This is a genomic window from Streptomyces sp. NPDC127098 (assembly GCF_042722465.1).
Lineage (GTDB): Bacteria > Actinomycetota > Actinomycetes > Streptomycetales > Streptomycetaceae > Streptomyces > Streptomyces millisiae.
The window spans coordinates 206,028-229,903 of record NZ_JBHXFJ010000003.1 but is presented as its reverse complement, the minus strand read 5'-3'; the positions used below and the strand labels follow the sequence as shown (position 1 = coordinate 229,903).

Genomic DNA, 23,876 nt, shown 5'->3' with positions numbered 1-23,876 from the left:
GCCGGGGCTCAGCCGCGCGCGAGGTGCGAGACGAGGTGGGCGAAGGCGCCGGCCGGCACTATGACCGTCGCCCGCGCGGGATCCTTGGAGTCACGGACCCCGGTCCAGGGACCGAGGTGGGCGACCTCGACACACTCGTTGCCTGCGTTCGTGAAGCTGCTCGTGAACCAGTTGGCGGTGGCGAGTTCGGCCGGGGAGGGAGCGGGCTGCGTCATCGGATGTACTCCTGTCGAACGGTGTTCAGCAGTTGTGCCGTCTCATCCGGCCCAGCCGCCTGGGCACGGAGCCGGTCAAACATGTTCTTGTAGGCGGTGACGTCGTCTGGATCGTCGAGGTAGACACCTCGACGTGGCAACTCCAAATAGACGACGGCCATGGAGTTCCTCGGGTCGCGCTCGTCGTCGCGGCCCAGGATCAGGAACTGGCCGGGCGCCGACGGTGGTCCTGCGCGAAACGGCAGGACCTGGATGTCCACCGTGGGCCGCTGAGCCATCTCGCACAGGTGGCCGAGCTGGTCGGCCATGATGCGGTCATTCCCGACCACACGGCGGAGTACCACCTCGTCCAGGACGGCCCAGTACCGCAAGCCGCGATCCAGGATCTCCTGGCGCTTCATCCGGGCCTCTGCCTCCTGCTCCAGGCGGTCGTCGTCATGCACGCCCTGGGCACGGAGGAGCGCGCGAGCGTACTCCCTGGTCTGGAGCAGTCCGGGAACCAGGGTCGTGGAGGTGACGCGCTCGTACTCGGCCGCGGCCTCGAAACTCACCAACGGGTTGAGGATTTCAGGCACGGCGGGATTGCGAACCCACCACCCGGCGTCCTGCGACTTGGCCATCTCGATCAGGGCGTCGCGCTCCTCGGCTGTGGCGCCGCACGCCTCCGCCAGCGTCCGGACGGTGCCCCACTTGACCTTGCGCCGGTCACTCCAGTCCTCGTAGCGGCTGACAGTGGCTCGGCTGAACCCGGTCCGCTCGGCCAGCTCGATCTGGGTGAGGCCGGCGCGTTCACGTAGGCGCTCCAGCCCGCGAGAGATCTGCAACCTCACCGCTGGGCCCGCCGGTGATGCCATACGCCGTCCGCCCTTCGTCGCAAGCCCCTTCGGACAAGGCGAGCCTACGCACGGCCGAGGACTCGGCGCTGCCGCCATCTCGAAAGAGTGATCCCTGCAAAAAGTAGCCGCTACTGGCTGTCTGCGACTGTCATAGTGACGCACAGAAACGGGGGACACACACAGCTGGAGGCACCCATGGCCCCGAACACCACGAAACCGGCAAACGTCCAACACGCCCCCGACGTCCTCTCGTTCTTCCTGCCGCTCGCCTGGGTGAGCCTCGGCGCGCAGCGGCGGCTCGACGGTCGGGAGTGCGCCCGGTGTGGTTCCACCGCCGGTCTGCGGCCCGGCGGGCACGCCGTCACCCCGACTCCGGATGGCGGGTCCCTGGGGTGGGCGGTCCGGGTCTGCCAGACGTGTCCGCCCGCGTCCGCGACCTGCGACAACGCGGCGGCCGTCGCCTGGGTGGTGGCGGCCGGGGCCGTCGAGGACGACGTCCTGACCGCCTGGCGGTGGCGCCGCTCGGTGTCTGTGCCCACGGGGCGGCTGTGGGACGTGGTCCGCGTCACCCGCTCCGTGGGGCTGACGATCCTCAGCCGGCTGCCGCAGCATGTGCGCGCGGTCGGCCCGGTGTTGGAAGTCCCGGCGCGGGAGACGGTCGAGTTCCTGGTGCCGCGCGGCACCGCGGCCACCTGGCCCGGGGTGCGCGGCGTCTTCTGCGTCGGTGCGGGTGGCGCCAGCCGACTCCCCTCCCCCGGGATGTCGGTCACGGAGGGACGGCGAGCCCGCTGCGGCCGTCGATGGCTCACCCGCCTGGAACCACACCGCACCCCGACGACGCACGGCGGCGGGCTCCTCGAATGCCTGCTGACCGAGCTCCCTCGTCGATGACCGCGGACTGGGGTGCGTGCGACGACTCGGCGGAGACGCTGCGGCGGGTCGGCGCCGCGCTGCGGTGCAGCCTGGAGTGCTGGCGCTGCGGCGCCACCGAGAGCCGACTGACGGTCGGCGGCGACGTCACCGGCGAGTTCGGCACCGTGCCGCTGTTCGTCTGCGCCGACTGCGCGCGGGCGTGGGAACGGCTCTACCGGACGGCGTTCGGTCGCCACCAGTCGGCCTGACGACGCCACCCGGGTGCGGATCACCCTGCCCCCGGCAGGGCGTGCGCGAGGAGGATCTCCGCTGCCGCTCGGGCGTGCCGGCCGTAGTCGGCGTCGCCCAGCACCATGGCACGGCTGGCCGCCCCGTCCGCGAGAGTGACCAACTGTTCGGCGAGGACGGCGGGTTCGCGGCAGCCGAGTTCCGTCACCAGTGCGGTGACCAGCCGCACCATGCGCAGCTTCTGCTCGCGGGCGTAGGCGTGCACCGCGCTCTCCGGGTCGGGGAACTCCGCCGCGGCGTCGATGAACGGACACCCGCGTACCGGCGTCTCGTCCGGCGCGGGCTGGTCGAACAGCCCGAGGATGCGCTCCCGCGCCGGGAGGTCCTCGCGGGTCAGCACGCTCTCCAGGGTGGCGCCCGACGAGGCGAGGTCCTGGAGATGCGCGATCACGAGGTCGTTCTTGGCTCGGAAGTGCGCGTAGAGCGTGCGCTTGGAGACCGGCGCCGCTTCCGCGACCTGCTCCATGCCGGTCGCGTTGATCCCCTGGGTCGCGAACAGCCGGGCGGCGGCGGCCAGGATGCGCTCCCGCCCGCCGCGTCCCCGCCCCTGCGATGCCGTGGCCGTCACACTCATGGCTTAACTATACGCCGGCGTTTACTCCGCCGGCCGGCGCCAGCTATAGTCGCGCCATGTAAACGATTCCGTTTACATCGAATGTCGAGGAGTGATCCATGCGCCTGCCCGTCCCCACCGAGCTGAGTGACTACGCGGAGAAGCTGATACGCGGCCGCCGCGCGACCCGTGCGTTCCGCCCGGAAGCCGTACCCGACGACACGATGCGGGCGATCTTCTCGCTGGCCGGCGCCGCGCCGTCCAACTCCAACGCCCAGCCGTGGCGGGTGGAGGTGGCCAGCGGCGCCACACGTGAGCGTCTGGCGGACGCCCTGCGAGCGGCCCACGCCGAACACCGCACCTCGGTCGACTTCGCCTACTCCGAGGACATGTACGCGCCGGTGCATCAGGCGCGGCGGGCGGCGTTCGGCGCCGGGCTGTACGGAGCGCTGGGCATCGGCCCCGACGATCACGCGACGCGGGCCGCCTACGACGCGGAGAGCCTGCGCTTCTACGGCGCGCCGCACGCCGCGTTCCTGTTCGTCACCGGGGACGGCGGGCCCCGGCTGGCCGCCGATGTCGGCGCCTACCTGCAGACGCTGCTCCTGGCGATGACGGCGGACGGAGTGGCGAGTTGCCCGCAGGGGCTGCTGAGCTTCTACGCCGACACGGTCCGCGCCGAACTCGGGCTCACCGAGGGAAAGCTGCTCGTGGGCGTCTCCTTCGGCTATGCCGACGAATCCGCGCCGGTGAACCACGTCACGACCGAGCGGGCCCCGCTCGAAGAGGTCACGACCTTCCACGGCCAGGCCCGGTCCAGTCGATCACGAGAGGCCGGCTGAGGTGACGCGGGGGCCGTGGATCGGCGGCGCTGCGACGATCCGCGCGTGATCACTCCTGGCCCAACAGTCCCCGACGGTGCGGAATCCCGCCGGCGGAACGACGACCAGATCAGAAGACCGTCACACGATCGTCCGGACAGGGACTAGCCGGCCAGGTGGCCGTCGAGCCAGGCCGGGAAGTCGGTGAGGTCCGGCAGCACGACGTCGGCGCCCTCGCGCCGCAGTTCTTCGGCGCTGCACGGACCGGTGGCGACGGCCACGGAGTACGCGCCGGCCGTGACCGCACCGCGGACGTCCCCGACGTGGTCGCCGACATAGACGCCGGCGGCGTGGTCGCGCAGCGCGGCGGCCTTCCCCTCCGCCCAGAGCGAGCCGATCACGACGTCAGGCCCCAGGCCGAGGTGGGCCACATGGCGCTCGGCGTTCGGCGCGTACTTCGCGGTGACGACGATCACCCGGCCGCCGCGCTCCCGCACGGCCGCGATGGCCTCACGGGCGCCCGGCATGGCGGGCGTCTCGGCGATCGCGTAGTCCCGGTACATGGTGCGGTAGCGGTCCGCCGCCTCGGCTATCCGCTCGGCCGGGAACCAGTTGGCCAGCTCGACCTCCAGCGGCGGCCCGAGCCGGGTGACGGCCAGGTCGGCGTCGATCGGGATCCCGGTCTCGCGCGCGAGCGCCAGGTAGACGCTGCGGATCCCGGGACGGGAGTCGATGAGCGTCATGTCGAGATCGAAGCCGACGGTGAGCGGAATGCTTGGCATATGAAACATTCTGCCCGAACCGGCGTCCGTGCCTGGTGGGCGGGCCCGTACGAGCCGGCGCGTAGCGCCGGAGCGAGCCGCTGAGGCCGGCGCTACGCGTCGGGGGGTTCGTCCCGTTGGCCCCCACCCGCCCGCCCCTTTCCGCGCTGCGCGCGGGCGGGGGCCACGGCGGCTCCGCCGCCGGGTGCCCGGGCACTCCGTGCCGCGGTATCCCCTGCCCCCACCCGGGGGCACGGGGCGGGCCGCGCGAGGCCACCCGCCGACGGGCGGGTGGGTGGACGCGGCGCGGCGGTCGTCAGCCGTCGGACTTCGGCGGCGGTGCGTGGCGGCGGGCACGGTAGAGGAGGAAGGCCGCGCTGGCGAGGGCGGCAGCCCTCAGCAGCCATGGCCAGTGGTCGGAGAGCAGCGCCTCCGCCTCGCCCTCGGCGAGGAGTTCGCCCCAGTAGCCGCCGGCGCGGCCGAGGAGCCAGAGGGTGTAGGCGCCGGCCACGGCGGCCGGCATGCCGAAGGTGGCCCACTGGGCCTCGCGGCGGCTGAGCCGGGGGGACCAGTAGCAGGTGAGCCAGCCGAGGGCGAGCACGACGATGGAGCCGGCGACCGTGCCGGCGACCAGCAGGAGGACGCCGAGGAGCTCGACGAGGCCGCCGACGCGTTTGCCGCCGAGGGCGGCGCGGGCCAGGCGGCGGCTGGGTGAGGGGCGGGCGGGCGGAGGCTCCGCCACCGGCTTCGCGACCGGCTTCGCGGCGCGTTTGCCGGTGCGCTTCTCGGGCCGGGGCTCGGGCTCCTCCTCGGCCTCGGACTCGGGTTCCTCCTCCGGCTCGTCGTCAAGCCCTGGCCGCAGGATCTCGGGGATCTCGATGCCGCCGCGGAAGCGGCCGATGTCGCCGTCGGGCCAGTACGTGTCGGGCAGCGGCTTCTCAAGCGTCGGGCCCAGGCCCGGGCCCGGGATGCGCGGCGGGGGGACCGGTGCGGCCGCCGGCGGTGGCGTCGACGTCTCGGCGGCCGCGGCGACCACGTCCTCCGGGGTGCCCATCCGGCCCAGGATGCGTTTCACCGCGGCGCGGCTCTCGCGGCCGCCGGTGGCGGCCGACCGCTGGCGGCCGATCTCGTCCCGCAGCCGGTTCACCAGCGCGGCGCGCTCCGCCGCCGACATGGTGGTGCCGTGAGCGAGGTCGCCGACCCGGCTCAGATAGTCGAAGACCAGCTGTTCACTCTCGATTCCCACGCCAACTGCCCCTGCGTCCGCATCGGCCAGAACCCCACCCGATGCTACTCGCGGGGCGGGCGAACCTGAGAGAACGCCGTTGTTCATCGGGGGTTCACCGAACGCCGTACAACCCGCTACCCACAGCTCGTTACATGTGAACGTCCCCACCTCACACCGGAAACGACACCGACACCACGCCCCCGGGAGCGCGACCGCACCGCGTTTCTTCACTGCCGACCGCGACAGCGAGGGAGAGCGCCATGGGCGCATGGTTGAGCACGACCAGACCGCGACGTTCGACGTCCTCCTCCCCGACGAGCGAGCCGAGGATCGAGCCGAGGATCGAGCCGCGCGGGATCTTCTCCGTGCCGGTGGACGCGGAGCTCCCCGAGGAGCCGCCGGCGCCCATACCGCTCGGTTCCAACCCGGTGGTGCTGCTGGCCGACTCGGACGAGCGGATCCGGCAGGGGCTGACCGCGCAGCTCGCCAAGTACCAGGTGTCGGTGGTGCACTGCGCGGACGGTGCGGCGGCGCTGTTGGAGGCGGGGCTGCGGAAGCCCGACGTGCTGCTGGTGTCGGCGGAGCTGCCGGTGATCGACGGGGCGACGGTGCTGCGTCTTGTGCGGAAGCGGCTTTCGATCCCGGTGGTGCTCGGCGTGGGCCCGGACGACACGGCGCAGGTGGGCCCGGCCCTGGCGGCCGGCGCGAGCGCCTGCGTGGCGCGCCCCTATCGGCCGCGTGAGGTGGCGCAGCTGCTCAGCCTGGCGGACCGGGGTCCGCGTGGCTGGGACCAGCCCCTGGTGTGCGGGCCGCTGACGCTGGACCCGAGCACCTACGAGGTGCGGATGCACGGCGTCTCGACGGCCCGGTTGCCGCTGCGTGAGTTCCAGCTGCTTCACTTGCTGATGCTGCACGCCGAGAAGGTGATCACCCGGGAGCGGATCAGGACCGAGCTGTGGGGCGAGGGGGCCCGGCGGTCGAACACCATCACCGTTCACATTCGGCGCCTTCGGGAGCGGCTCGGTGACGACCCGCACCACCCCGAGATCATCCAGACCGTGCGGGGCGTGGGCTACCGCCTGGTGCCGCCGGAGAGCTGATGGCACAAGGGCTCGGGCCCGGTGGCGCGCCCGCCGGGCCCGTGGCGTACCCGGGCGCCGGGGAGCATCCGCACCCGCCCGGTCCTTAACGATTCCAACACTTTTTGTGAAACTGCCGGTTCCACCGAACCTATCTTTCTGTTCACCTTCTGGCCCGCCCCGCTTCGCTGACCCCTCCTACGTTCAGCACGACATATTCAAGTCATCTGCACCCAGCCGGCCGGCTGGACATGAACAAGGAGCAAGGTCATGCGCAACATGCGCGCCAAGACCGCCGCGATAGCCGTGGTTTCCGCCCTGGCCCTGGTCACGGCCTGCAGCAGCGAGAACGAGAGCGGCGACACCGGCGGCAACGGCAGCGAGCCCACCGACGGCGGGTCGAGCCTGTCCGGCACCCTGGCGGGCGCGGGCGCCAGCTCGCAGGAGGCGGCGCAGCAGGCCTGGATGGCCGGCTTCCAGTCCGCCAACCCCGATGTCACCGTCTCGTACGACGCGGCCGGTTCCGGTGCCGGGCGTGAGCAGTTCATCGCGGGTGGTGTGGCCTTCGCCGGCAGCGACGCCTACCTGGACGACGAGGAGCTGACCGCCGCCACCGAGCAGTGCGGTGGGGACGTCGTCGAGGTCCCGGTCTACGTGTCGCCGATCGCCGTGATCTTCAACCTGCCGGGTGTGGACTCGCTCAACCTCTCCCCGAGCACCATCGCCCAGATCTTCAACCAGCAGATCACCAACTGGAACGACGAGGCGATCGCCGCCGACAACCCCGACGTCGAGCTGCCCGACCTCGCGATCACCCCGGTGAACCGCTCCGACGAGTCGGGCACCACGGAGAACTTCGCCGACTACCTGTCGCAGACCGCCGGTGACGACTGGCCGCACGAGGTCAGCGGCGAGTGGCCGGTCGGCGGCGGCGAGGCCGCCCAGGGCACCTCCGGCGTCGTGGCCGCCGTCACCGGCGGCGAGGGCACCATCGGCTACGCCGACGCCAGCCAGGCCGGCGACCTCGGCACCGTCAACGTGGGCGTGGGCGAGGAGTTCGTGCCCTACTCGCCCGAGGCCGCGGCCGCCGTGCTCGGCGTCTCGGAGCGGGTCGCCGACCGTGGCGAGCACGACTTCGCCTTCGACCTGGCCCGGGACACCACCGAGGCCGGCACCTACCCGATCGTCCTGCTCTCCTACGGCCTGGCCTGCGGCTCCTACGACGACGCCGCGCAGGGCGAGCTGGCCCGCGCCTACCTGTCCTACATCGTGAGCGAGGAGGGCCAGGCCGCCGCCGCCGAGGCCGCCGGTTCCGCCCCGATCTCGGACGAGCTGCGCCAGCAGATCCAGCCCGCCGTCGACGCCATCGGCAACGCCGGCTGAGTCCGCCACTCCCCGCGGTCCGGGCGGTCACCTTCAAGCGGGGTGCCGCCCGGGCCCGTGGGCTTCCCGGCGCGCGGGCCAGGCCAGGCCCGGGCCCACGCGCCGGCCGACCGCACGTCGTACCGAGCAGCGAAAGCCGCGAGAAGTCGCGAGTAGTCGTAAGAAAGGGACAAGGAGTGCCCCCCACCACAGAGAAGACGCGCACCCGCGGGGCGCCACAGCGGCCGGGCGATCGCATCTTCGCGGGCGCCTCGACCGGGGCAGGCGTGCTGATCCTGGTCATCCTGGCCGGCGTCGCGGCCTTCCTGGTCACCGAGGCGTGGCCGGCGATGACGGCGCCGGCGGAGGACATACCCGGCGACGACACCTTCGTCGTCTACGTGTGGCCGCTGCTCTTCGGCACCCTGCTCTCGGCGTTCTTCGCCCTGCTGATCGCCACCCCGCTCGCGGTGGCGATCGCGCTGTTCATCACCCACTACGCGCCGCGGCGGCTCGCCACGGCGCTCGGCTATGTGATCGACCTGCTCGCCGCGGTGCCCAGCATCATCTTCGGCCTGTGGGGCATCGCCGAGCTGGCGCCCCGCACCGTGGAGCCGACCCGCTGGCTCGAGGAGAACCTGGGCTTCATCCCGCTGTTCGAGGGCCCGGCGTCGGCGACCGGCCGCACCATGCTGACGATCTCCATCGTGCTCGCGGTGATGGTCCTGCCGATCATCACCGCCGTCGTGCGTGAGGCGTTCCTGCAGACGCCCCGGCTGCACGAGGAGGCGTCGCTGGCGCTGGGCGCCACCCGCTGGGAGATGATCCGGATGGCGGTGCTGCCGTTCGGCCGCTCGGCCATCATCGGCGGCGCGATGCTCGGCCTGGGCCGCGCGCTGGGCGAGACGATGGCGGTGGCGATCCTGCTGTCGCCCTCAGGCGACGTCTCGTTCAACCTGATCAGCAGCGCCAACCCGTCGACCATCGCGGCCAACATCGCGCTGACCTTCCCCGAGTCCTCCGGCCTCACGATCAACGTCCTGATCGCCTCCGGCCTCGTCCTCTTCGCCGTCACGCTCCTGGTCAACATGGGTGCCCGCGCGGTGATCAACCGGCGTCGCGAATTCTCGGGAGCCAACTGATGTCCACCTCCCCCACCACCTCCGAGAGCCGTGAGACCGAGCCGGTCGGCCCCGGCAAGGCCGAGCTGCAGCCGGCGCGGCTGACCCACGGCACGCTCCCGCGGCGGGCCGCCCAGCTCGTGCTGGGCGCGGCGGCACTGGTCGGCGTCGCGCTGTGGCTGCCCGGCGTCCTGGGCCCGGTGGCGGCCGCCCTGCTGGCGGCGGTCGGCTACACGGCCGGGATCTACCTGTGGTCCCGCTCGGTCGAGGGCCCGCGGAAGGCGTTCGACCGCTTCGTGACCGCCGTGGTCACCTCGGCGTTCCTGCTGGCGCTGCTGCCGCTGGTCTCGGTGCTCTTCACGGTCTTCGACCGCGGCTTCGAGCGGTTCGACGCCGAGTTCTTCACCTACTCGATGCGCAACATCGTCGGCGAGGGCGGCGGCGCCCACCACGCGCTGTTCGGCACGCTGATCATCACCGCGCTGGCCGCGCTGATCTCGGTGCCGGTCGGCATGCTGACCGCGATCTACCTCGTGGAGTACGGGCGCGGCCGGCTGGCGCGCTACATCACCTTCTTCGTGGACGTGATGACCGGCATCCCGTCGATCGTCGCCGGCCTGTTCGCCTTCGCGCTGTTCCAGCTGTTCATGGGCCCGGCGGTCCGGATGGGCTTCATGGGCGCCGTGGCGCTGAGCGTGCTGATGATCCCGATCGTGGTGCGCTCCACCGAGGAGATGCTGAAGCTGGTGCCCAACGAGCTGCGCGAGGCGTCGTACGCGCTGGCGGTGCCGAAGTGGCGCACGATCATGAAGGTGGTGCTGCCCACCGCGGCGGCCGGTATCGGCTCCGGTGTGACGCTGGCCATCGCCCGCGTCATCGGCGAGACCGCCCCGCTGCTGGTCACGGTCGGCCTCACCACGAGCGACAACTTCAACCCGTTCGACGGGCGGATGGCGACCCTCTCGGTGTTCTCGTACAGCCAGTACGCCTCGCCCGGGGTGCCTCCGGAGTTCAGCCTCGACCGCGCCTGGGCGGCGGCCCTCACGCTGATCCTCGTCGTGATGGTGCTCAACCTCGTGGCGCGACTGATCGCCCGCCTTTTCGCCCCCAAGACCCGCTGACGAACAGCTGAGAGAAGAGAAGCACAGTGGCCAAGCGCATCGAGGTCGAGGGTCTCGACATCTACTACGGCAACTTCCTTGCGGTGCAGGGCGTGTCGATGACGATCCAGCCCAAGTCGGTCACCGCCCTGATCGGTCCTTCGGGCTGTGGCAAGTCGACGTTCCTGCGCACCCTCAACCGCATGCACGAGCTGGTGCCCGGCGCGCGCGTCGAGGGCAAGGTGACGATGGACGGCCAGGACCTGTACGGGGCGGACGTCGACCCGGTCAACGTCCGCCGCCAGATAGGCATGGTCTTCCAGCGGCCCAACCCGTTCCCGACGATGTCGATCTACGACAACGTGGTGGCGGGCGTGAAGCTGAACAGCAAGCGCATGAAGAAGGCCGCCATGGACGAGCTTGTGGAGCGCTCGCTCCGCTCGGCCAACCTGTGGGAGGAGGTCAAGGACCGGCTCGCCAAGCCGGGTTCCGGCCTCTCCGGCGGACAGCAGCAGCGCCTGTGCATAGCCCGCGCGGTGGCCGTGCAGCCCGAGGTGCTGCTGATGGACGAGCCGTGCTCGGCGCTCGACCCCATCTCCACGATGGCCATCGAGGACCTGATGATGCAGCTCAAGTCCGAGTACACGATCGTCATCGTGACCCACAACATGCAGCAGGCGGCGCGGGTCAGCGACACCACGGGGTTCTTCAACCTCAAGGCGGTCGGCGAGCCCGGCGGCCTGGTCGAGGTGGACGCGACGGACAAGATCTTCTCGAACCCGTCGGTCCAGGCCACCGAGGACTACATCTCCGGCCGGTTCGGCTGACGGTCCCGGCGACCGAGGCCGCGAGGGGGGCACCATGCGGAACCGTTCGTTCAGGCCGGCCCGATCCGTCGCGCTCGGCACGGCGGCCGGCCTCGTCCTCGCCGGCTGCCTGGCCGGCGGGGACGACCGGCCCACCGTGACCAGGGGTTCGCTCTCCGGCGCCGTCACCGGCGCCGGGGCGACGTTCCCCGACCCGCTGTTCCAGGAGTGGATCACCCACTACGAGGGGCGGGTCGAGACCGGCGTCGACATCGGCTACCAGGCGGTCGGCTCGGGCGGCGGCATCGAGCAGTTCCTGGCCGACGCCGTCGACTTCGGCTCGTCCGAGCGCTACCTGCGGCAGGGCGAGCTGACCGTGGCGAGCGAGGTGCGGGGCTGCGCGGCGGTGCAGTTCCCGGTGCTGTTCGGCGCCGTGGTGCTGGCGCTGCACGACGACGCGCTGGACGGCCTGGTGCTCGACCCTGACGTGATCGCCGGCATCTACGACCGCCGGATCACCCGCTACGACGACCCGGCGATCGCCGCGCTCAACCCGGGGATGGCGCTGCCGGACGCCGAGATCCTGCCGGTGCACCGCTCGGACGGCTCGGGCACCACCTACGTGTTCACCCGCTACCTGACGGCCGAGGTGCCGTTCTGGGCGCAGCGGTACGCGGAGGGCACGGACATCGACTGGCACGACGACACCCTGGGCGGCGAGGGCAACGAGGGGGTGACCAGGGCGGTGCAGGAGAACGCGGGCGGCATCGGCTACGTCAACCAGTCCTACGCGCTCGCCAACGACCTGGCCACGGCGCGGGTGGTGAACGCGGACGGGCGGCCGATCGAGCCGACGCTGGAGGCGACGACGGCCGCCTCGGAGGAGGCGTCGATCCCGGACGACTTCCAGTTCGACATCGACGACATCGGCGGCAGCGGCTACCCGATCACAGGCGCCAACTGGATCTTCGCCTACGAGTGCGGCTACGAGGACGAGACGGCCGCCGTGCTGCGGGACTTCTGGACCTGGGTGCTGACGGACGTGGAGGCCGACCGGCTGGCGGCGGAGCTCGGCTACGCGCCGATGGGCCGGGAGCTGAAGCGCCGGGTGATCGAGGAGATCGCCCGGATCAACGGCGAGTAGGAGCGGGAGCGCTCACGCCTGGCCGCGCTGGAAGACGCGCGGGGTGATGCCGTAGGCGCGCTTGAACCAGCGGCCGAGGTGCGCCTGGTCCGCGAAGCCGGTGGCCGCCGCGGCGTCGGCCGCGGTGGCGCCCGCGGCCAGCAGGGCGCGCGCCCGGCGCAGCCGGAACTGGCGTTCGTAGTCGCTCGGCGGCATGCCGAACTCCGCCCTGAACGCCCGGTAGAGGGCGAACCTGCTGCACCCGGCGGTGTGCGCCAGCAGCTCGGCGGTCACGGTCTCCTGGCCGGCCTCGGTCAGCAGCGCGTGGGCCCGGCGAGCCGCCTGCCGCTGCGCCCGCCCGGCCAACGTGCGCACGCGTGGCGCGCGCGTCGCGCCGCGGTCCGCCATCGCGACGACGGCGGCGGTCAGCAGTTCGTCGCGCTCCAGGTCGCTCGCGCCGCCCACCAGGGCGGCGTGCAGGCGGGCCAGGGCGTCGGCGAGCACGGGGTCGGTCAGCACGGGCCGGACGAAGAGCGGCAGCCCGCCTGACCGTCCGTCGGCCGCGTCGGCGAGGACCTCGCGCACCAGTGTGGGGCCCAGGTGCACGATGCGGTAGTGGTAGCCGAGGTCCGCCGCCGACCGGCCGTCGTGCGCCTCGTCCGGGTTGAACGCCATCACCATGCCCGCGCCGCTGACGTGCTCGGCGCCACGGCACCGGAAGCCCTGGGCGCCGGCGTCGGTGATGCCGAAGGAGTAGGCGTCGTGGCTGTGCCGCGTGTAGACGTGGTCCACGAAACGCGCGTGCATGGCCTCCAGGGGGCGTGCCGCGTCCCGCCAGTACCCCACCCAGTTGTGCCGTGTTCCCATGCCCCGATTGTGGCGCGCACCAGCGTTCAAGCCACGGGAGCCCCCCGCGGCCACAGTCGGACCCATGGACACGCGACGAGGGCCGGGCAGCCCGTACCTGCTCCTGACGGTCACCATGCTGCTGTGGGGCAGCGCCTTCTCCAGCTCCAAGGCGGTGGTCGAGCACCTGCCGCCCGCCGTGGCCGCCCTGCTGCGGTTCGGCGGGGGCGCGCTCGCCCTGCTCATAGCCCTGTCGCTGTTCGGCGGGCGGGCGACAGGCAGGGTGCCGGGCAGCGGGTGGCGGGCGGCCGGCGCGGGCGTGCTGGGGGTCTTCGCCTACAACGGCTTCTTCTTCTGGGGACTCTCGCTGGCGCCGTCCCTGGACGGCGGCATCCTCATCCCGGTCATGAGTCCCGTGCTCACCAGCGGCTACCTGCTGGTGACGGGCAGGGAACGCGCCTCGGCCGGCCGGCTGGCCGGTCTTGGGCTCGGGCTCGTCGGAGCCGGGATCTTCTTCCTGGGGGCGGGCGGCTCCTCGGGCGGTGGCTCGACGCGCCTCGCGGGGGACGCGCTGTTCCTGCTCAGCGCCGTGTGCTGGGCCGCGTTCACGCTGGCCGGGCCGCGGGTGCTGGCCGGCATCGAGCCGCTGCGCGCGACGACCTACGCCACCTGCGCGGGAGCGGTGCTGCTCGGCGTGCTCGCGGCCCCACAGCTGGGTGGGGTCGACTGGGGCGCCCTGCCGGCCGGCGTCTGGTGGAACGCCGCGTACCTGGCCGTCGGGCCCGCCGCCGTGGCCAACCTGCTCTACTACCGGGGGGTGGGGGCCGTGGGGCCGGCGAAGGCGTCGCTGATGATGTTCACCGTCCCGGTCGTCAACACCCTGTGCGCCACGCTCTTCCTGGGGGAGTCCTTCGGCGCGCTGCAGGGGGCGGGCGCGCTTGTGCTGCTGGCGGGTGCGGTGCTCGCCGTGGCCCGGGGCCGGCTGCCCGGGCGCGCCGCCAGGTGAGGCGCCCGGCGGCCGCGGGCGGGTCACATCTCGCGGGCGACGTGGTAGATCAGCTGACGGGACTCGTCGGGCGGCAGCGAGACCTTCAGGGCCCGGTCGAAGAACATCCGGTAGCGGGAGAGCGGGGCGTCCGCGTCGAGGTAGAAGCCGCCGATCGGGGTGTCGATCTGCACGGTGTCCAGCTCGGGCACGATGCCCCGGGCGTAGGAGACGGCCGTGGTGGCCTCGAAGAAGTCCTCGTTGGTGAAGGGGATCACCCGCACCCGGATGTTGGGCCGCTCGGTGTCGCGCAGCAGCTGGTCGAGCTGGGCCCTGGCGACGGCCCGGCCGCCGTAGCGCATGCGCAACACGGCCTCGTGCAGGAAGACGTGGAAGGGCATGGGGTTGTCCCGCTCCAGGACAACCTTTCGCCGCATCCGGTGCTCCAGGCGGGCCTCCACCTCCTCGTGCGGGAGTTCGATCAGCCCGCCGCTGAACAGGGCCCGCGCGTAGTCCTCGGTCTGCATCAGCCCGGGAATGGTGACGGTGCAGCAGATCTGCATGCTGGACGCGTGGTGTTCGAGCTCCGAGATGTCCAGCCAGCTAGGGGCAAGGATGCCACGGTACTCGTCCCACCAGAACTGCCCCCGGTGTTCGCGGGCGATCGCGCACAGGGCGTCGAGCAGGGGCTGATCTGTGCATTCGTAGAAGGTGGCGAGCTTGCGGATGCGCTCCTCGCTGACTCCGATGCGGCCGGACTCTATGTGGCTGATCTTCCCCTGGTCCGTCCCCAACATCCCGGCGGCCTCCCGCGCGGTCCGGCCGGCGCGCTCCCGCAGCTTGCGCAACTCCGCGCCCAGACGCCCCTGTCGGTAGGTGGGGTTCTCCCTCGGCGGCATCGGTACTCGTGTCCTTCCATCGACTGGCCCCGAGTCTGCCGCCCCATCACCCCCTGAGTCCACTCGCCTACAGATCTTGGCATATGCAGCTTTGCACCGGCGCAACCATGCTCCTGTTCGGGTGGCGAGGGCCTGTGCGGTGTTGTGTGGTGTTCACGTCTCGTTCCGTCCCGTCCGGTGCTCTTCCGACGCCGTCCGGGTAGCGTTGGGTGGATGACAAGGCCGCCGGCCCCCCGCACCCTCGCCGACGAGCTGCGCGCCCGCTCCGACGCGCGGCTGGCGCGGCTGCTGCGGGCACGCGCCGATCTCCTCTCGCCGCTCCCCGGCGACCTGTCCCAGCTCGCCACCCGCGCCGGCACCAGGACCTCCGTGCTGCGCGCCCTGGAGCGCCTCGACACCTTCACGCTGCGCGTCGCCGAGGCCCTGGCCGTCGCGCCCCAGCCCTGCCCCGTCGAGACCCTGGCCGCGCTGCTGCCCGGCGGCGAGGAACGGCTCCCGCTCGCCCTCGACGCCCTCCGCGACCGCGCCCTGCTCTGGGGCAGGGACGACGGGCTGCGGCTCGTCCGCACCGCGCAGGAGCTGCTCGCCCCGGGGCCCGCCCGCCCCAGCCCCACCGGACTCGGCCCCACCCTCGCCGAGACCGCGACCGGCATCTCGCCCAGCCGCATCCAGGAGCTGCTGACCGGCGCCGGGCTGCCCGCCACCCACGACCCGGTCTCGGCGCTCGCCGCCCTCGCCGGCCTCTTCGCCGACCGGGACCGGCTCACCGCCCTGCTCGACCAGGCCCCGGACGCCGCCCGCGCCGTACTCGACCGGCTCACCTGGGGACCCCCGTACGGCGAGGTGTCGGCCCGCCCCAGCCCGCCCGTGCGCTGGCTGCTCGACCGCGCCCTGCTGATGCCGACCGCGCCCGGCACCGTCGTGCTGCCCCGCGAGGTGGCGCTCGCGCTGCGCGGCGGCCGCGCCCACCGCGAACTCGTCGCCGAACCGCCGGACCCAGGACCGTTCGTCGAGCACCGGCCGGACACCGTGGACGCGGCGGCGGCCGGCGCCGCGCAGGCCGCGCTCGCCCTCGTCGAACAGCTGGCGACCGGCTGGTCCACCGACGGCCCCGCCGTGCTGCGCGCCGGTGGGCTCGGCGCCCGCGAGCTCAAGCGGACCGCCGTGCTCCTCGACGTCCCAGAGCCGGAGGCCGCGTTCTGGGTCGAGCTCGCCTTCGCCGCCGGGCTGCTGGCCCCGGACGGCGAGGCCGACGAGCGGTGCGCGCCGACCCCCGGCTACGACGAGTGGCTGGCCCTGCCCGCCGCCGAGCGCTGGACCGCGCTGGTCACCGCCTGGCTCGCCACCACCCGCGTCCCCGGGCTCGTCGGCACCCGCGACTCCAAGGGCCGGCTGCTGGCCGCGCTCGGCCCAGGGCTCGACCGGGGCCCGGCAGCCGCGCTGCGCCGCCGGGTGCTCGCCCTGCTCGCCGCGCTCCCGCCGGGCCACGCGCCGGCCGCCGAGGGCGTCCAGCGGCGCGTCGGCTGGGAGCTGCCCCGGCGGATGCCGGAGGAGACCAGGATCCAGCTGTGCGACGCGGTGCTGGCCGAGGCCGAGCGCCTCGGCGTCACCGGGCGCGGCGCGTTCGCCTCCTTCGCCCGCCCCCTGCTGTCCTCCCCGCGCCCCGACGGTCCGGCCGCCGCCGAGCTGCTGCGCGACCAACTCCCCGAACCACTCGACCACTTCCTCCTCCAGGCCGACCTGACCGCCATCGCGCCCGGACCGCTGCGGCCCGACGTGCGGCGGGTCATGGACGCCGCCGCCGACGTCGAGTCCAAGGGCGGCGCCACGGTCTACCGCTTCACCGCCGGCACCGTCCGCCGCGCCCTCGACGCCGGCTGGACGCCGGACGAGCTCCACGCCTTCCTGGCCGAGCACTCCCGCACGCCCGTGCCGCAGCCGCTCAGCTACCTCGTCGACGACATGGCCCGCCGGCACGGCCGGCTCCGCGTCGGCGCCGCCACCAGCTACCTGCGGTGCGAGGACGAGGCGCTGCTCACCCAGCTCGTCGCCGACCGCCGCGCGGCACCGCTGCGGCTGCGCCGGCTCGCGCCCACGGTGCTGATCTCCGAGCTCGCCCCCGACACGCTGCTCACCCGGCTCCGCGACCTCGGCCTCGCGCCGGCCGCCGAGACCGCCGAGGGGGCGCTGGTCACGCTGCGCGCCGAGGCACGCCGCACCCCGCCCCGCACGCCCCCCGAGCCGGCCCCCGACGGGCCGCCGCCCGCCGACGACACGCTGCTCGCCGCCGCCGTCCGCGCCATCCGCGCCGGCGACCACGCCGCCGGCGCGGCCGGCCCCTCCGCCTCCCCCACCACCCGCCTCGCGGAGCCGGCGGGACCACCACCGCGCACGCCCGCGGTGGAGACCCTGGCCACCCTCCGCGCGGCGGCCCGCGCCGGCACCCAGGTCCACGTCGGCTACGTCACCGCCGACGGCGTCGCCGCCCACCACGTCCTCTCCCCCGTCCGCGTCGAGGCCGGCTTCGTCACCGCCTTCGACCACACGGCGGACGAGATCCGCACGTACCCACTGCACCGCGTCACGGGAGCGGTGCCGCTGCGCTCGGCCTAGGCCGGGCATCGGGGCCTGGTGGCCCCGTGCCGGTGCGCTGCGCTTCGGCCTGAGCGGAGGCACCACGGCGCCGCGCCGCGCGCGACTGGCCCCGGGGCCAGGAGCCGGCGGCTCGGCCCGGCGAGCCCGGGGACGAACCCCGGGCCGCAGGCCCGCCCCACCCACCCCGGCGGGCGGGCCTTGCGCCGCCTGCGGCTGCCCCGGCCCAGCGGCCGGCGGCCCGTGCCGGGGCGTCGCGACCGGTGCCGGTGCGTGTGTCATGGCGCGGGGCCCCGCCGTCCGTCGGACGGCGGGGCCCCGGTGGTTCGTTCGTGCGTCAGTCGTTCGCGTTGAGGACCGGCAGGTAGCCGTTGGCGTGGCCCACGCTGGTCGGGTGGTAGGACTCCCAGACCGGGATCCGCACGTCGTGCAGGTAGTCGTCGCCGGAGCAGAGCTCGTGGTCGTTGAAGGTCGGGCGGACGTCGCCGAAGCGGAAGCCGTGGGCGGCGGCCCGGGCGGAGATCACCGAGTTGAGGGCGTCCGACGTGTCGTTGATCGCCTCCCGCTTGGTGTTGCTGAGCCCCAGGCAGTACCAGGGCGAGGGCTCTATGTACATGTGCGGGTAACCGAGCACTACGACCCGGGCGTTGGGCGCCCGGGACCGCACCGCGCTGTAGACGGCGTCGAGCCGGCCGGGCAGCGTGTTGTTGATGTAGGTGCGGGACGTGTTGAGCCGGCTGAGGCAGGTGCTGTCGGAGCCGGTGACGCACGTCGTCATCGCGTCCGCGAAGCCGGCGTCGTTGCCGCCGATGGTGATGCTGACCAGCGTGGTCGAGGAGTTGAGCGAGCCCAGCTGGTTGTTGAGCACGTCGGTGGTCACCGCGCCCGAACAGGCCACGAAGGCGAAGCCGGACGGGCTGTTGGCGGCGGCCCAGCGCGCCGGGAAGGCGTTGTTGCTGCGGTGGCAGTCGCCGCTCGACGAGATGTAGCTGCCGGCTCCGTTGCCGGACGAGTACGAGTCGCCGAGGGCCACGTACACCGGCGCCGCCGCCTGGGCGGTGCCGGCGCCCAACAGGCCGACGACGAGGGCGGATACGAGCACGAAGACGGCTGACAGGGACCTTCTGAGTCTCACGCGACCTCCAACGGCAGAGTCTCTGCCCGCACTTGTAGCAAGCTACGCGCGTTGAAGGAAGTGTTCATGCCAATCTTCGGGGTGAAGATCCCTGAAACAAACCGGAACTGACGGGCGGTCGCCCCGCTCAGCGACCGCCCCCGACCGAGTAGCTCAGGTCCATCGCCCGGAGCGAGGAGGGCGCCAACCGCAGCCAGACCGTGCCGCGTTCCCCCGGGTCGTCGTACAGGTAGTGGACGAACCGCGCGTCCCACCGCGCCTCGTCCTCCCCCAGGTATCGCGCCAGCTTCCGCCGCCCGCGCGCCACGTCGAACGGCACCAGCTCGGCCCGCCCGCGCGCCACCACCTGCCGCACGAGGCCGGTCGCCGGCTCGCACACGTCGACCACGACCGCGACCGCCGGGTCCCTGGCCACCAGCCCGCTGAGCCGGGCCCACGGGCCGGTGAGGATCCAGAACGCGCCGCCCTCCCACAGGAACCACACCGGCCGCACGGTCGGCCCGGCCGTCGCGATCCGCGCGGTCAGCGGCTGGGCGAGGAACTCGTCCACGTCGAAGTCGTGTTGGCTCATCCGCCCCATGCTGCCCGGCCGCCGCCCGGACCGACAGCGCCGCGAGTCCTGGGTCCCGCGCGCGGGAGCCTCACAGCCAGTCGTGCTCCCGCGCGTACCGCGCCGCCTCGTGCCGGGTGCGGGTCCCGGTCTTCTGCATGGCCCGGGAGAGGTAGTTGCGCACCGTGCCCTCCGCCAGGTGGAGCCGGGCGGCGATGTCGGCGACCGAGTACCCGTCGCGGGTCACCCGCAGCACGTCGAGCTCCCGGTCGGTGAGTGGGCAGTCGTCGACGACGGCCAGCACGGAGACCTCCGGGTCGATCCACCGCCCGCCCTGGTGCAGGGTCGTGACGACCGACGCGATGTGGGCCGGCTCCGCCGACTTGCTGACGAAGCCCTGGACGCCGAGCTTCAGGGCCCTGCGGAGCACCCCCGGCCTGGCGTGCCTGGTCAGCATCAGGATCACCTGCTCGGGCAGCGCGCGCCGGATCGCCGAGACGGCGCCGAGTCCGTCCACGCCGGGCATCTCCAGGTCGACGACGAGCACGTCGGGCCGGTGCCGCAGGGTGGCCTCGACGGCCGCCGCGCCGTCCGCCGCCTCGGCGAGCACGGTGATCTCCCCCTCCATGGGCAGCAACGCCGCCAACGCCTTGCGGAGCAGGGCCTCGTCGTCCGCGAGCACCACGGTGGTCATCGGTCGTCCTTCCGGTTCGCAAGCCTTCAGCGGGTGGCGCCGGAGCACGGGCGCGGGAACTCCGCGGCCGTCTCGAACCGCCCGTCCCGCTGTTCCACCCGCAGTTCCCCGCCGTCCCCCGCCACCCGTTCCCCGAGAACCGCGAGCCCCCTGAGCTCGGGGGTCGGCCCGTCCGGCGCGCCGTCGTTGACGATGGTGATGCCCCGCTCCGCGAGGGTGATCCGCACCCGCTCGGCCCGCGCGTGCCGCAGGATGTTGGTCGTCGTCTCGCGGAGCACCTGGCCGAGCAGTTCGCCCGTCCGCGTGTCGACCTCGGCCTCGCGGTCGACGCGCACCCGGATGCCGGCGGCCTCGAAGAGGTTCTTCGCGTTCTCCAGCTCCGCCGAGAGGTTGAGCCGCCGCTGCGCGTAGGCGAGTTCCCTGGTCTGGGCGATGGTGTCGCCGAGCAGCGCGTACACCTCCCGCAACTCCCGCCGCACGCCCGCCAGGTCGGCGTCCACCAGCCGGTCGGCCAGCGCGATCTTCAGCTTCACCACGTGCAGCGTGTGGCCCTGGATGTCGTGCAGGTCGCTGGCGAACCGCACCCGCTCCCGCATGACGGCCAGCTCGGCCTCGCGTTCCCGCGACTGCTCGATGAGCTGGTAGAACCTCTGGTTGGCGAAGTTGAGGCCGGTCGCCATGACGACGACGCCGGTGGGGACGAGCAGGTAGCCGACCAGGGCGCCGGCGTCGTCCCCCGACACCAGCGGCCGTGCCGCTCCCACCGCGGCGACGAAGCCGACCAGCGCCAGGGACGCCGCGCGCCGGCGGCGCGGCAGTTGGGGGATGACCAGGGGGCCCACGATCATGATCCCGTAGGCGGCCGCGTCGGTGTCGGCCACCAGCACCCCGTACGGCCACGCCGCCGCGGTGACCACCAGGCAGGGGAGCGCGACACGGGCCAGGCCGCCCGCCGTCCACCGCTCGACGGCGAGCAGGGCCGCCGCCGCGCTCAGCGTCAGGACGGCGGCGTCCCACCAGGTGCGGGCCTCGACGGCCACCAGCAGCGCGCCGACGGCGGCGAGCGGCGGCAGCAGCATGGCGAGGTTGAGCCGCCGCAGCCGGCCCCGCGTCGCCACGTTGTGCTCCAGCATGGTGTGCGCCGCGGGCCAGTCGTAGATCACGCCTCGGAGTATTCCGCCGGGTTCCGTCGTGGCACCAGTGACGCCACGTCACCTCCCGACCTGACGGACGTCACCGCAGGGTGGTGACACGGCGGCACTGCCGGACGGGCGCGGCGGCGGGTGGGATCGACGCATGAACGCGACACCGGTCATCGACGTCGAACGTCTCAACCTCTTCTACGGCGACTTCCACGCCGTCAAGGACCTGTCCTTCCAGGTCGGGCGCGGTGAGCTGTACGCGCTGCTCGGCACGAACGGGGCGGGCAAGACCTCGACCCTGGAGGTGGTCGAGGGCCACCGCACCGCCACCTCCGGCACCGTGCGGGTCCTCGGGCAGAGCCCGCGGGACCGGCGGGCCGTGCGGCCCCGGATGGGCATCATGCTCCAGGAGAGCGGGTTCTCGCCGGACCTCACGGTGCGGGAGTCGGTCCGGCTGATCGGGAGGCTCAGCGGGCGCGTCGACGAGGTAGACCGCGTGCTCGGCGTCGTCGACCTCACGCGCAAGGCCGGCACCAGGGTGTCCCAGCTCTCCGGCGGCGAGAAGCGACGCCTGGACTTCGCCACCGCCGTCTACGGAACGCCCGACCTCGTCTTCCTCGACGAGCCCACCACAGGTCTCGACATCCAGTCCCGGGACGCCCTCTGGGAGGCCGTGGACCGGCTGCGCGAGGACGGCGCCACGGTCGTGCTCACCACGCACTACCTGGAGGAGGCGCAGCAGCGCGCCGACCGCATCGGGCTCATGCACCGGGGCGCCTTCCACCAGGAGGGCACCGTCTTCGAGCTGACGCGGACGCTGCCGGCCACCATCCGCTTCACCCTGCCGGTGCTCGCGACGGCGCTGCCGCTGCCGGCCGCCCGCGAGAGCGACGGCACCTTCCTCGTCCAGACCTTCCAGCTCCAGAAGGACCTGCACGTGCTGCTCGGCTGGGCGCACGACAACGGTCTGGAGCTGCGGGAACTCCAGGTCGGGCCCACCCGGCTCGACGACGTCTTCCGCGCCCTCACCGACGCGTAGCCCGCCCACCCCGCCCCCAGACAAGGACGCCCTCTGCCATGCTTCCCATCGCGCTCAGCGAGTTGGTCCAGATCTTCCGGAACCGGCTGGTCCTGGTCACCAGCCTCATCATGCCGACGGCGGTCGCCGCGTACTTCGTCCACCAGCACGAGGCCTTCGCCGAGCTGGGCAGCCTCGGCTACATCGCGGCGGTGATCTCGTTCACCATCGGCGCCTTCGGGCTCTACACCACCGCGGTGACCACGCTCGCCGCCCGCCGGCAGAACCTGTTCCTCAAGCGACTGCGCTCCACCGCGGCCGGCGACGTCGACATCCTCACCGGGCTGCTGCTCCCGGTCACCGTCCTCGCGCTGGTCCAGGTGGCCGCGATCCTCGCCGTGCTCGCGGCGGTCTCCGGCCGGCCGGCCAACGTGCCGCTGCTGGTCGTGGCGGTCCTCGCGATCGTGGCCATGATGCTCGGCCTCGGCCTGGCCACGGCCGGGCTGACGAACTCCCCCGAGCACGCCCAGGTCACCACGTTGCCCGTCAGCCTCGGCGTCATCGCCGTCGCCAGTTGGGTGGGGCTCTCCGGCACCGATGATCTCGCCCCGCTCAAGCGGCTGCTGCCCGGCGGCTCCGCCACCGAGCTGATCCTCGACGCCTGGGACGGCGGCGTGCCCGTCGGGGAGTCGCTGGTCCTGCTGGTGCCCACCCTGGGCTGGGTCGTCGCCGCCGTGGCGCTGGCCTCCCGGCTCTTCCGCTGGGAACCGCGGAGTTGACGAACCCTCGACCGGTAACCTGTATAGTCACTCCACACACGTTACCGATCTTCGGAGGGGCGGTCCGTGGAGTTCCCCCTGCACGACTACGTGGCGGGCGCGCGGGTGGCGACCGACCTGGTCACCACCTCGCCCACCGTGCGCGGCCCGGCCGGCGACGGCCTGCCGAACCCCGAGGCGCTGGCGGCGTTCCTCGCCGACCACGACCTGAGGCTCGACGCGCCGCCGCCGACCGCCACCGACCTCTTCCAGGTGCAGCTGCTGCGCCGCGAGGCGCGCGGCATCATCGAGACCGAGACCGCGGACCAGGCCGTCGCCGGCTGCGCCGTGCTGATGCGGCGCGCCGCGCTGGGCCCCGTGCTGCGGCGGGACGCGGAGGCGGGCGTCGACGGCCGGTGGCGCTGGCACGTGCCGACCGCGCCGGGCGCCGCGCTCGCCGACGAGCTGGCGGCGTTCCTCGCGGCCGGCCTCGCCGGCGTCGTCCGCGCCCTCGGCCACGGCCGGTTCCGCGACTGCGCCGCGCCGGGCTGCCGGGGCGTGTTCGCCGACACCAGCCGCACCGGGCGACGCCGGTTCTGCCGGCCCGAGCTGTGCGGCAACCGCGTCAAGGTCGCCAACCACCGTGCCCGGCAGGCCGTCCGATGACCGCGCTGCTCCTCCCGGACGGGGCCGCCGTGCGCGCCCGCGGCCTCCGCAAGCCGTGGCCTGAGGGCCCCGCCCCCGACTACGGCCTCTACCTCGGCACCGCCCGCCTCCGCCGCCGCCACGACGCGCGGCTCGACTGGCCGCACGAGTGGCTCGACTGGCCCGACTTCCTTCTCCCCCGCGACCCGGCACTCGCCGGCCGCCTGATCCGCGACCTGCACGCCCGCGCCCTCGCCGGCGAGACGGTCGAGGTCGCCTGCGACGGCGGCGTCGGCCGCACCGGCACCGTCCTCTCCTGCCTCGCCGTCCTGGCCGGCCTCCCCCCGACCGAGGCCGTCGCCTGGGTCCGCGCACACCACCACCCACGCGCCGTCGAAACCCCCTGGCAGCGCCGCTGGATCACCCGCTTCGCGGGCTGAACCGTG

The 23,876-nt window shown here is 73.2% G+C and carries 26 protein-coding genes; 15 read left to right on the top strand and 11 right to left on the bottom strand.

All coding sequences use genetic code 11. The features are described 5' to 3' along the window. Nucleotides 1-8: 8 nt before the first annotated feature. Nucleotides 9-215 carry a DUF397 domain-containing protein gene (locus ACFWI8_RS03950; RefSeq protein WP_387085228.1) on the bottom strand — a complete coding sequence of 69 codons (207 nt, stop codon included), beginning with the start codon at nucleotides 213-215 and terminating at the stop codon, nucleotides 9-11. After that, nucleotides 212-1,045: a helix-turn-helix transcriptional regulator gene (locus tag ACFWI8_RS03945; protein ID WP_387085226.1), complete on the bottom strand. Its 834-nt coding sequence runs from the start codon at nucleotides 1,043-1,045 to the stop codon at nucleotides 212-214. The genes ACFWI8_RS03950 and ACFWI8_RS03945 overlap by 4 nt, the downstream gene beginning before the upstream one ends. 201 nt (nucleotides 1,046-1,246) lie before the next feature. Here ACFWI8_RS03945 and ACFWI8_RS03940 point away from each other — a divergent pair, with 201 nt between their 5' ends. Both ACFWI8_RS03940 and ACFWI8_RS03935 read left to right on the top strand, forming a co-directional pair. Next, entirely contained in the window at nucleotides 1,247-1,942 is a 696-nt protein-coding gene (locus tag ACFWI8_RS03940; protein ID WP_387085225.1) for a hypothetical protein, read from the top strand. Further along, nucleotides 1,939-2,172, top strand: coding sequence for a hypothetical protein (locus ACFWI8_RS03935; protein WP_387085223.1), 234 nt, complete (start codon nucleotides 1,939-1,941; stop codon nucleotides 2,170-2,172). The genes ACFWI8_RS03940 and ACFWI8_RS03935 overlap by 4 nt, the downstream gene beginning before the upstream one ends. A 20-nt stretch (nucleotides 2,173-2,192) precedes the next feature. On the opposite strand, the gene ACFWI8_RS03930 is transcribed toward ACFWI8_RS03935, so the two are convergent. Further along, nucleotides 2,193-2,786, bottom strand: a complete 594-nt coding sequence (locus ACFWI8_RS03930) for a TetR family transcriptional regulator (protein WP_387085221.1) — start codon at nucleotides 2,784-2,786, stop codon at nucleotides 2,193-2,195. Nucleotides 2,787-2,884: 98 nt separating this feature from the next. Between ACFWI8_RS03930 and ACFWI8_RS03925 the strand changes: the two genes are divergently transcribed. After that, complete coding sequence (locus ACFWI8_RS03925) at nucleotides 2,885-3,607, top strand: nitroreductase (RefSeq protein WP_387085219.1); 723 nt, start codon at nucleotides 2,885-2,887, stop codon at nucleotides 3,605-3,607. A gap of 143 nt (nucleotides 3,608-3,750) precedes the next feature. On the opposite strand, the gene ACFWI8_RS03920 is transcribed toward ACFWI8_RS03925, so the two are convergent. Continuing rightward, on the bottom strand, nucleotides 3,751-4,377 hold the full coding sequence (locus ACFWI8_RS03920) for an HAD family hydrolase (protein ID WP_387085217.1): 627 nt from the start codon (nucleotides 4,375-4,377) through the stop codon (nucleotides 3,751-3,753). A gap of 286 nt (nucleotides 4,378-4,663) precedes the next feature. Next, nucleotides 4,664-5,593: a hypothetical protein gene (locus ACFWI8_RS03915; RefSeq protein ID WP_387085215.1), complete on the bottom strand. Its 930-nt coding sequence runs from the start codon at nucleotides 5,591-5,593 to the stop codon at nucleotides 4,664-4,666. A gap of 242 nt (nucleotides 5,594-5,835) precedes the next feature. Here ACFWI8_RS03915 and ACFWI8_RS03910 point away from each other — a divergent pair, with 242 nt between their 5' ends. The 6 genes from ACFWI8_RS03910 to pstS (ACFWI8_RS03885) all read left to right on the top strand — a co-directional run bounded on the left by ACFWI8_RS03910 (nucleotide 5,836) and on the right by pstS (ACFWI8_RS03885) (nucleotide 12,187). Further along, complete coding sequence (locus ACFWI8_RS03910; protein ID WP_387085213.1) at nucleotides 5,836-6,675, top strand: response regulator transcription factor; 840 nt, start codon at nucleotides 5,836-5,838, stop codon at nucleotides 6,673-6,675. Nucleotides 6,676-6,924: 249 nt separating this feature from the next. Further along, nucleotides 6,925-8,037 (top strand): phosphate ABC transporter substrate-binding protein PstS, encoded by a 1,113-nt coding sequence (pstS, locus tag ACFWI8_RS03905; protein WP_387085211.1) that lies wholly within the window; start codon nucleotides 6,925-6,927, stop codon nucleotides 8,035-8,037. Between the two features lie 176 nt (nucleotides 8,038-8,213). Next, nucleotides 8,214-9,158 carry a phosphate ABC transporter permease subunit PstC gene (gene pstC, locus ACFWI8_RS03900; protein ID WP_387085209.1) on the top strand — a complete coding sequence of 315 codons (945 nt, stop codon included), beginning with the start codon at nucleotides 8,214-8,216 and terminating at the stop codon, nucleotides 9,156-9,158. Then, nucleotides 9,158-10,258 carry a phosphate ABC transporter permease PstA gene (gene pstA, locus ACFWI8_RS03895; protein ID WP_387085207.1) on the top strand — a complete coding sequence of 367 codons (1,101 nt, stop codon included), beginning with the start codon at nucleotides 9,158-9,160 and terminating at the stop codon, nucleotides 10,256-10,258. The genes pstC and pstA overlap by 1 nt, the downstream gene beginning before the upstream one ends. 26 nt (nucleotides 10,259-10,284) lie before the next feature. After that, nucleotides 10,285-11,064 carry a phosphate ABC transporter ATP-binding protein PstB gene (gene pstB, locus ACFWI8_RS03890; RefSeq protein WP_387085205.1) on the top strand — a complete coding sequence of 260 codons (780 nt, stop codon included), beginning with the start codon at nucleotides 10,285-10,287 and terminating at the stop codon, nucleotides 11,062-11,064. Between the two features lie 34 nt (nucleotides 11,065-11,098). After that, nucleotides 11,099-12,187 carry a phosphate ABC transporter substrate-binding protein PstS gene (gene pstS / locus ACFWI8_RS03885; protein ID WP_387085203.1) on the top strand — a complete coding sequence of 363 codons (1,089 nt, stop codon included), beginning with the start codon at nucleotides 11,099-11,101 and terminating at the stop codon, nucleotides 12,185-12,187. Nucleotides 12,188-12,199: 12 nt separating this feature from the next. On the opposite strand, the gene ACFWI8_RS03880 is transcribed toward pstS (ACFWI8_RS03885), so the two are convergent. Continuing rightward, nucleotides 12,200-13,033, bottom strand: coding sequence for an AraC family ligand binding domain-containing protein (locus tag ACFWI8_RS03880; RefSeq protein ID WP_387085201.1), 834 nt, complete (start codon nucleotides 13,031-13,033; stop codon nucleotides 12,200-12,202). Between the two features lie 64 nt (nucleotides 13,034-13,097). On the opposite strand from ACFWI8_RS03880, the gene ACFWI8_RS03875 reads away from it, so the two are divergent. After that, complete coding sequence (locus ACFWI8_RS03875; RefSeq protein ID WP_387085199.1) at nucleotides 13,098-14,018, top strand: DMT family transporter; 921 nt, start codon at nucleotides 13,098-13,100, stop codon at nucleotides 14,016-14,018. A 23-nt stretch (nucleotides 14,019-14,041) separates the two neighbouring features. Here the strand turns inward: ACFWI8_RS03875 and ACFWI8_RS03870 are convergent, their stop codons facing one another. Further along, nucleotides 14,042-14,896 (bottom strand): helix-turn-helix transcriptional regulator, encoded by an 855-nt coding sequence (locus ACFWI8_RS03870; RefSeq protein ID WP_311600097.1) that lies wholly within the window; start codon nucleotides 14,894-14,896, stop codon nucleotides 14,042-14,044. 213 nt (nucleotides 14,897-15,109) lie between these two features. Between ACFWI8_RS03870 and ACFWI8_RS03865 the strand changes: the two genes are divergently transcribed. Then, complete coding sequence (locus tag ACFWI8_RS03865; protein ID WP_387085197.1) at nucleotides 15,110-17,509, top strand: helicase-associated domain-containing protein; 2,400 nt, start codon at nucleotides 15,110-15,112, stop codon at nucleotides 17,507-17,509. Nucleotides 17,510-17,825: 316 nt separating this feature from the next. Here ACFWI8_RS03865 and ACFWI8_RS03860 read toward each other — a convergent pair whose 3' ends face one another. The 4 genes from ACFWI8_RS03860 to ACFWI8_RS03845 form a co-directional block, all read right to left on the bottom strand. Then, nucleotides 17,826-18,623 carry an SGNH/GDSL hydrolase family protein gene (locus ACFWI8_RS03860; protein ID WP_387085195.1) on the bottom strand — a complete coding sequence of 266 codons (798 nt, stop codon included), beginning with the start codon at nucleotides 18,621-18,623 and terminating at the stop codon, nucleotides 17,826-17,828. 127 nt (nucleotides 18,624-18,750) lie between these two features. Continuing rightward, complete coding sequence (locus ACFWI8_RS03855) at nucleotides 18,751-19,194, bottom strand: pyridoxamine 5'-phosphate oxidase family protein (RefSeq protein WP_387085193.1); 444 nt, start codon at nucleotides 19,192-19,194, stop codon at nucleotides 18,751-18,753. A gap of 70 nt (nucleotides 19,195-19,264) precedes the next feature. Further along, the gene (locus ACFWI8_RS03850; protein ID WP_387085191.1) at nucleotides 19,265-19,867 is read right to left on the bottom strand and encodes a response regulator; all 603 of its coding nucleotides are present in this window, start codon (nucleotides 19,865-19,867) and stop codon (nucleotides 19,265-19,267) included. Nucleotides 19,868-19,893: 26 nt separating this feature from the next. Continuing rightward, nucleotides 19,894-21,030, bottom strand: a complete 1,137-nt coding sequence (locus tag ACFWI8_RS03845; protein WP_387085189.1) for a sensor histidine kinase — start codon at nucleotides 21,028-21,030, stop codon at nucleotides 19,894-19,896. A 133-nt stretch (nucleotides 21,031-21,163) separates the two neighbouring features. Between ACFWI8_RS03845 and ACFWI8_RS03840 the strand changes: the two genes are divergently transcribed. The 4 genes from ACFWI8_RS03840 to ACFWI8_RS03825 all read left to right on the top strand — a co-directional run bounded on the left by ACFWI8_RS03840 (nucleotide 21,164) and on the right by ACFWI8_RS03825 (nucleotide 23,870). Continuing rightward, on the top strand, nucleotides 21,164-22,048 hold the full coding sequence (locus ACFWI8_RS03840) for an ABC transporter ATP-binding protein (RefSeq protein ID WP_387085187.1): 885 nt from the start codon (nucleotides 21,164-21,166) through the stop codon (nucleotides 22,046-22,048). A 38-nt stretch (nucleotides 22,049-22,086) separates the two neighbouring features. After that, a complete protein-coding gene (locus ACFWI8_RS03835) occupies nucleotides 22,087-22,806 on the top strand; it encodes an ABC transporter permease (RefSeq protein ID WP_387085185.1) in 720 nt (239 codons plus the stop codon). Nucleotides 22,807-22,872: 66 nt separating this feature from the next. After that, on the top strand, nucleotides 22,873-23,451 hold the full coding sequence (locus ACFWI8_RS03830; RefSeq protein WP_387085183.1) for a CGNR zinc finger domain-containing protein: 579 nt from the start codon (nucleotides 22,873-22,875) through the stop codon (nucleotides 23,449-23,451). Further along, entirely contained in the window at nucleotides 23,448-23,870 is a 423-nt protein-coding gene (locus tag ACFWI8_RS03825; protein WP_387085181.1) for a protein-tyrosine phosphatase family protein, read from the top strand. Before ACFWI8_RS03830 ends, ACFWI8_RS03825 begins: the two co-directional genes overlap by 4 nt. The last annotated feature ends 6 nt before the right edge of the window (nucleotides 23,871-23,876 follow it).

Bases quoted from the DNA above. Each gene is read 5' to 3' on its own strand.
- ACFWI8_RS03950 (WP_387085228.1), bottom strand. From the start codon at position 215: ATGACGCAGCCCGCTCCCTCCCCGGCCGAACTCGCCACCGCCAACTGG.
- ACFWI8_RS03940 (WP_387085225.1), top strand. From the start codon at position 1,247: ATGGCCCCGAACACCACGAAACCGGCAAACGTCCAACACGCCCCCGAC.
- ACFWI8_RS03935 (WP_387085223.1), top strand. From the start codon at position 1,939: ATGACCGCGGACTGGGGTGCGTGCGACGACTCGGCGGAGACGCTGCGG.
- ACFWI8_RS03930 (WP_387085221.1), bottom strand. From the start codon at position 2,786: ATGAGTGTGACGGCCACGGCATCGCAGGGGCGGGGACGCGGCGGGCGG.
- ACFWI8_RS03925 (WP_387085219.1), top strand. From the start codon at position 2,885: ATGCGCCTGCCCGTCCCCACCGAGCTGAGTGACTACGCGGAGAAGCTG.
- ACFWI8_RS03920 (WP_387085217.1), bottom strand. From the start codon at position 4,377: ATGTTTCATATGCCAAGCATTCCGCTCACCGTCGGCTTCGATCTCGAC.
- ACFWI8_RS03910 (WP_387085213.1), top strand. From the start codon at position 5,836: ATGGGCGCATGGTTGAGCACGACCAGACCGCGACGTTCGACGTCCTCC.
- pstS (WP_387085211.1), top strand. From the start codon at position 6,925: ATGCGCAACATGCGCGCCAAGACCGCCGCGATAGCCGTGGTTTCCGCC.
- pstA (WP_387085207.1), top strand. From the start codon at position 9,158: ATGTCCACCTCCCCCACCACCTCCGAGAGCCGTGAGACCGAGCCGGTC.
- pstS (WP_387085203.1), top strand. From the start codon at position 11,099: ATGCGGAACCGTTCGTTCAGGCCGGCCCGATCCGTCGCGCTCGGCACG.
- ACFWI8_RS03880 (WP_387085201.1), bottom strand. From the start codon at position 13,033: ATGGGAACACGGCACAACTGGGTGGGGTACTGGCGGGACGCGGCACGC.
- ACFWI8_RS03875 (WP_387085199.1), top strand. From the start codon at position 13,098: ATGGACACGCGACGAGGGCCGGGCAGCCCGTACCTGCTCCTGACGGTC.
- ACFWI8_RS03870 (WP_311600097.1), bottom strand. From the start codon at position 14,896: ATGCCGCCGAGGGAGAACCCCACCTACCGACAGGGGCGTCTGGGCGCG.
- ACFWI8_RS03865 (WP_387085197.1), top strand. From the start codon at position 15,110: ATGACAAGGCCGCCGGCCCCCCGCACCCTCGCCGACGAGCTGCGCGCC.
- ACFWI8_RS03855 (WP_387085193.1), bottom strand. From the start codon at position 19,194: ATGAGCCAACACGACTTCGACGTGGACGAGTTCCTCGCCCAGCCGCTG.
- ACFWI8_RS03850 (WP_387085191.1), bottom strand. From the start codon at position 19,867: ATGACCACCGTGGTGCTCGCGGACGACGAGGCCCTGCTCCGCAAGGCG.
- ACFWI8_RS03840 (WP_387085187.1), top strand. From the start codon at position 21,164: ATGAACGCGACACCGGTCATCGACGTCGAACGTCTCAACCTCTTCTAC.
- ACFWI8_RS03835 (WP_387085185.1), top strand. From the start codon at position 22,087: ATGCTTCCCATCGCGCTCAGCGAGTTGGTCCAGATCTTCCGGAACCGG.
- ACFWI8_RS03825 (WP_387085181.1), top strand. From the start codon at position 23,448: ATGACCGCGCTGCTCCTCCCGGACGGGGCCGCCGTGCGCGCCCGCGGC.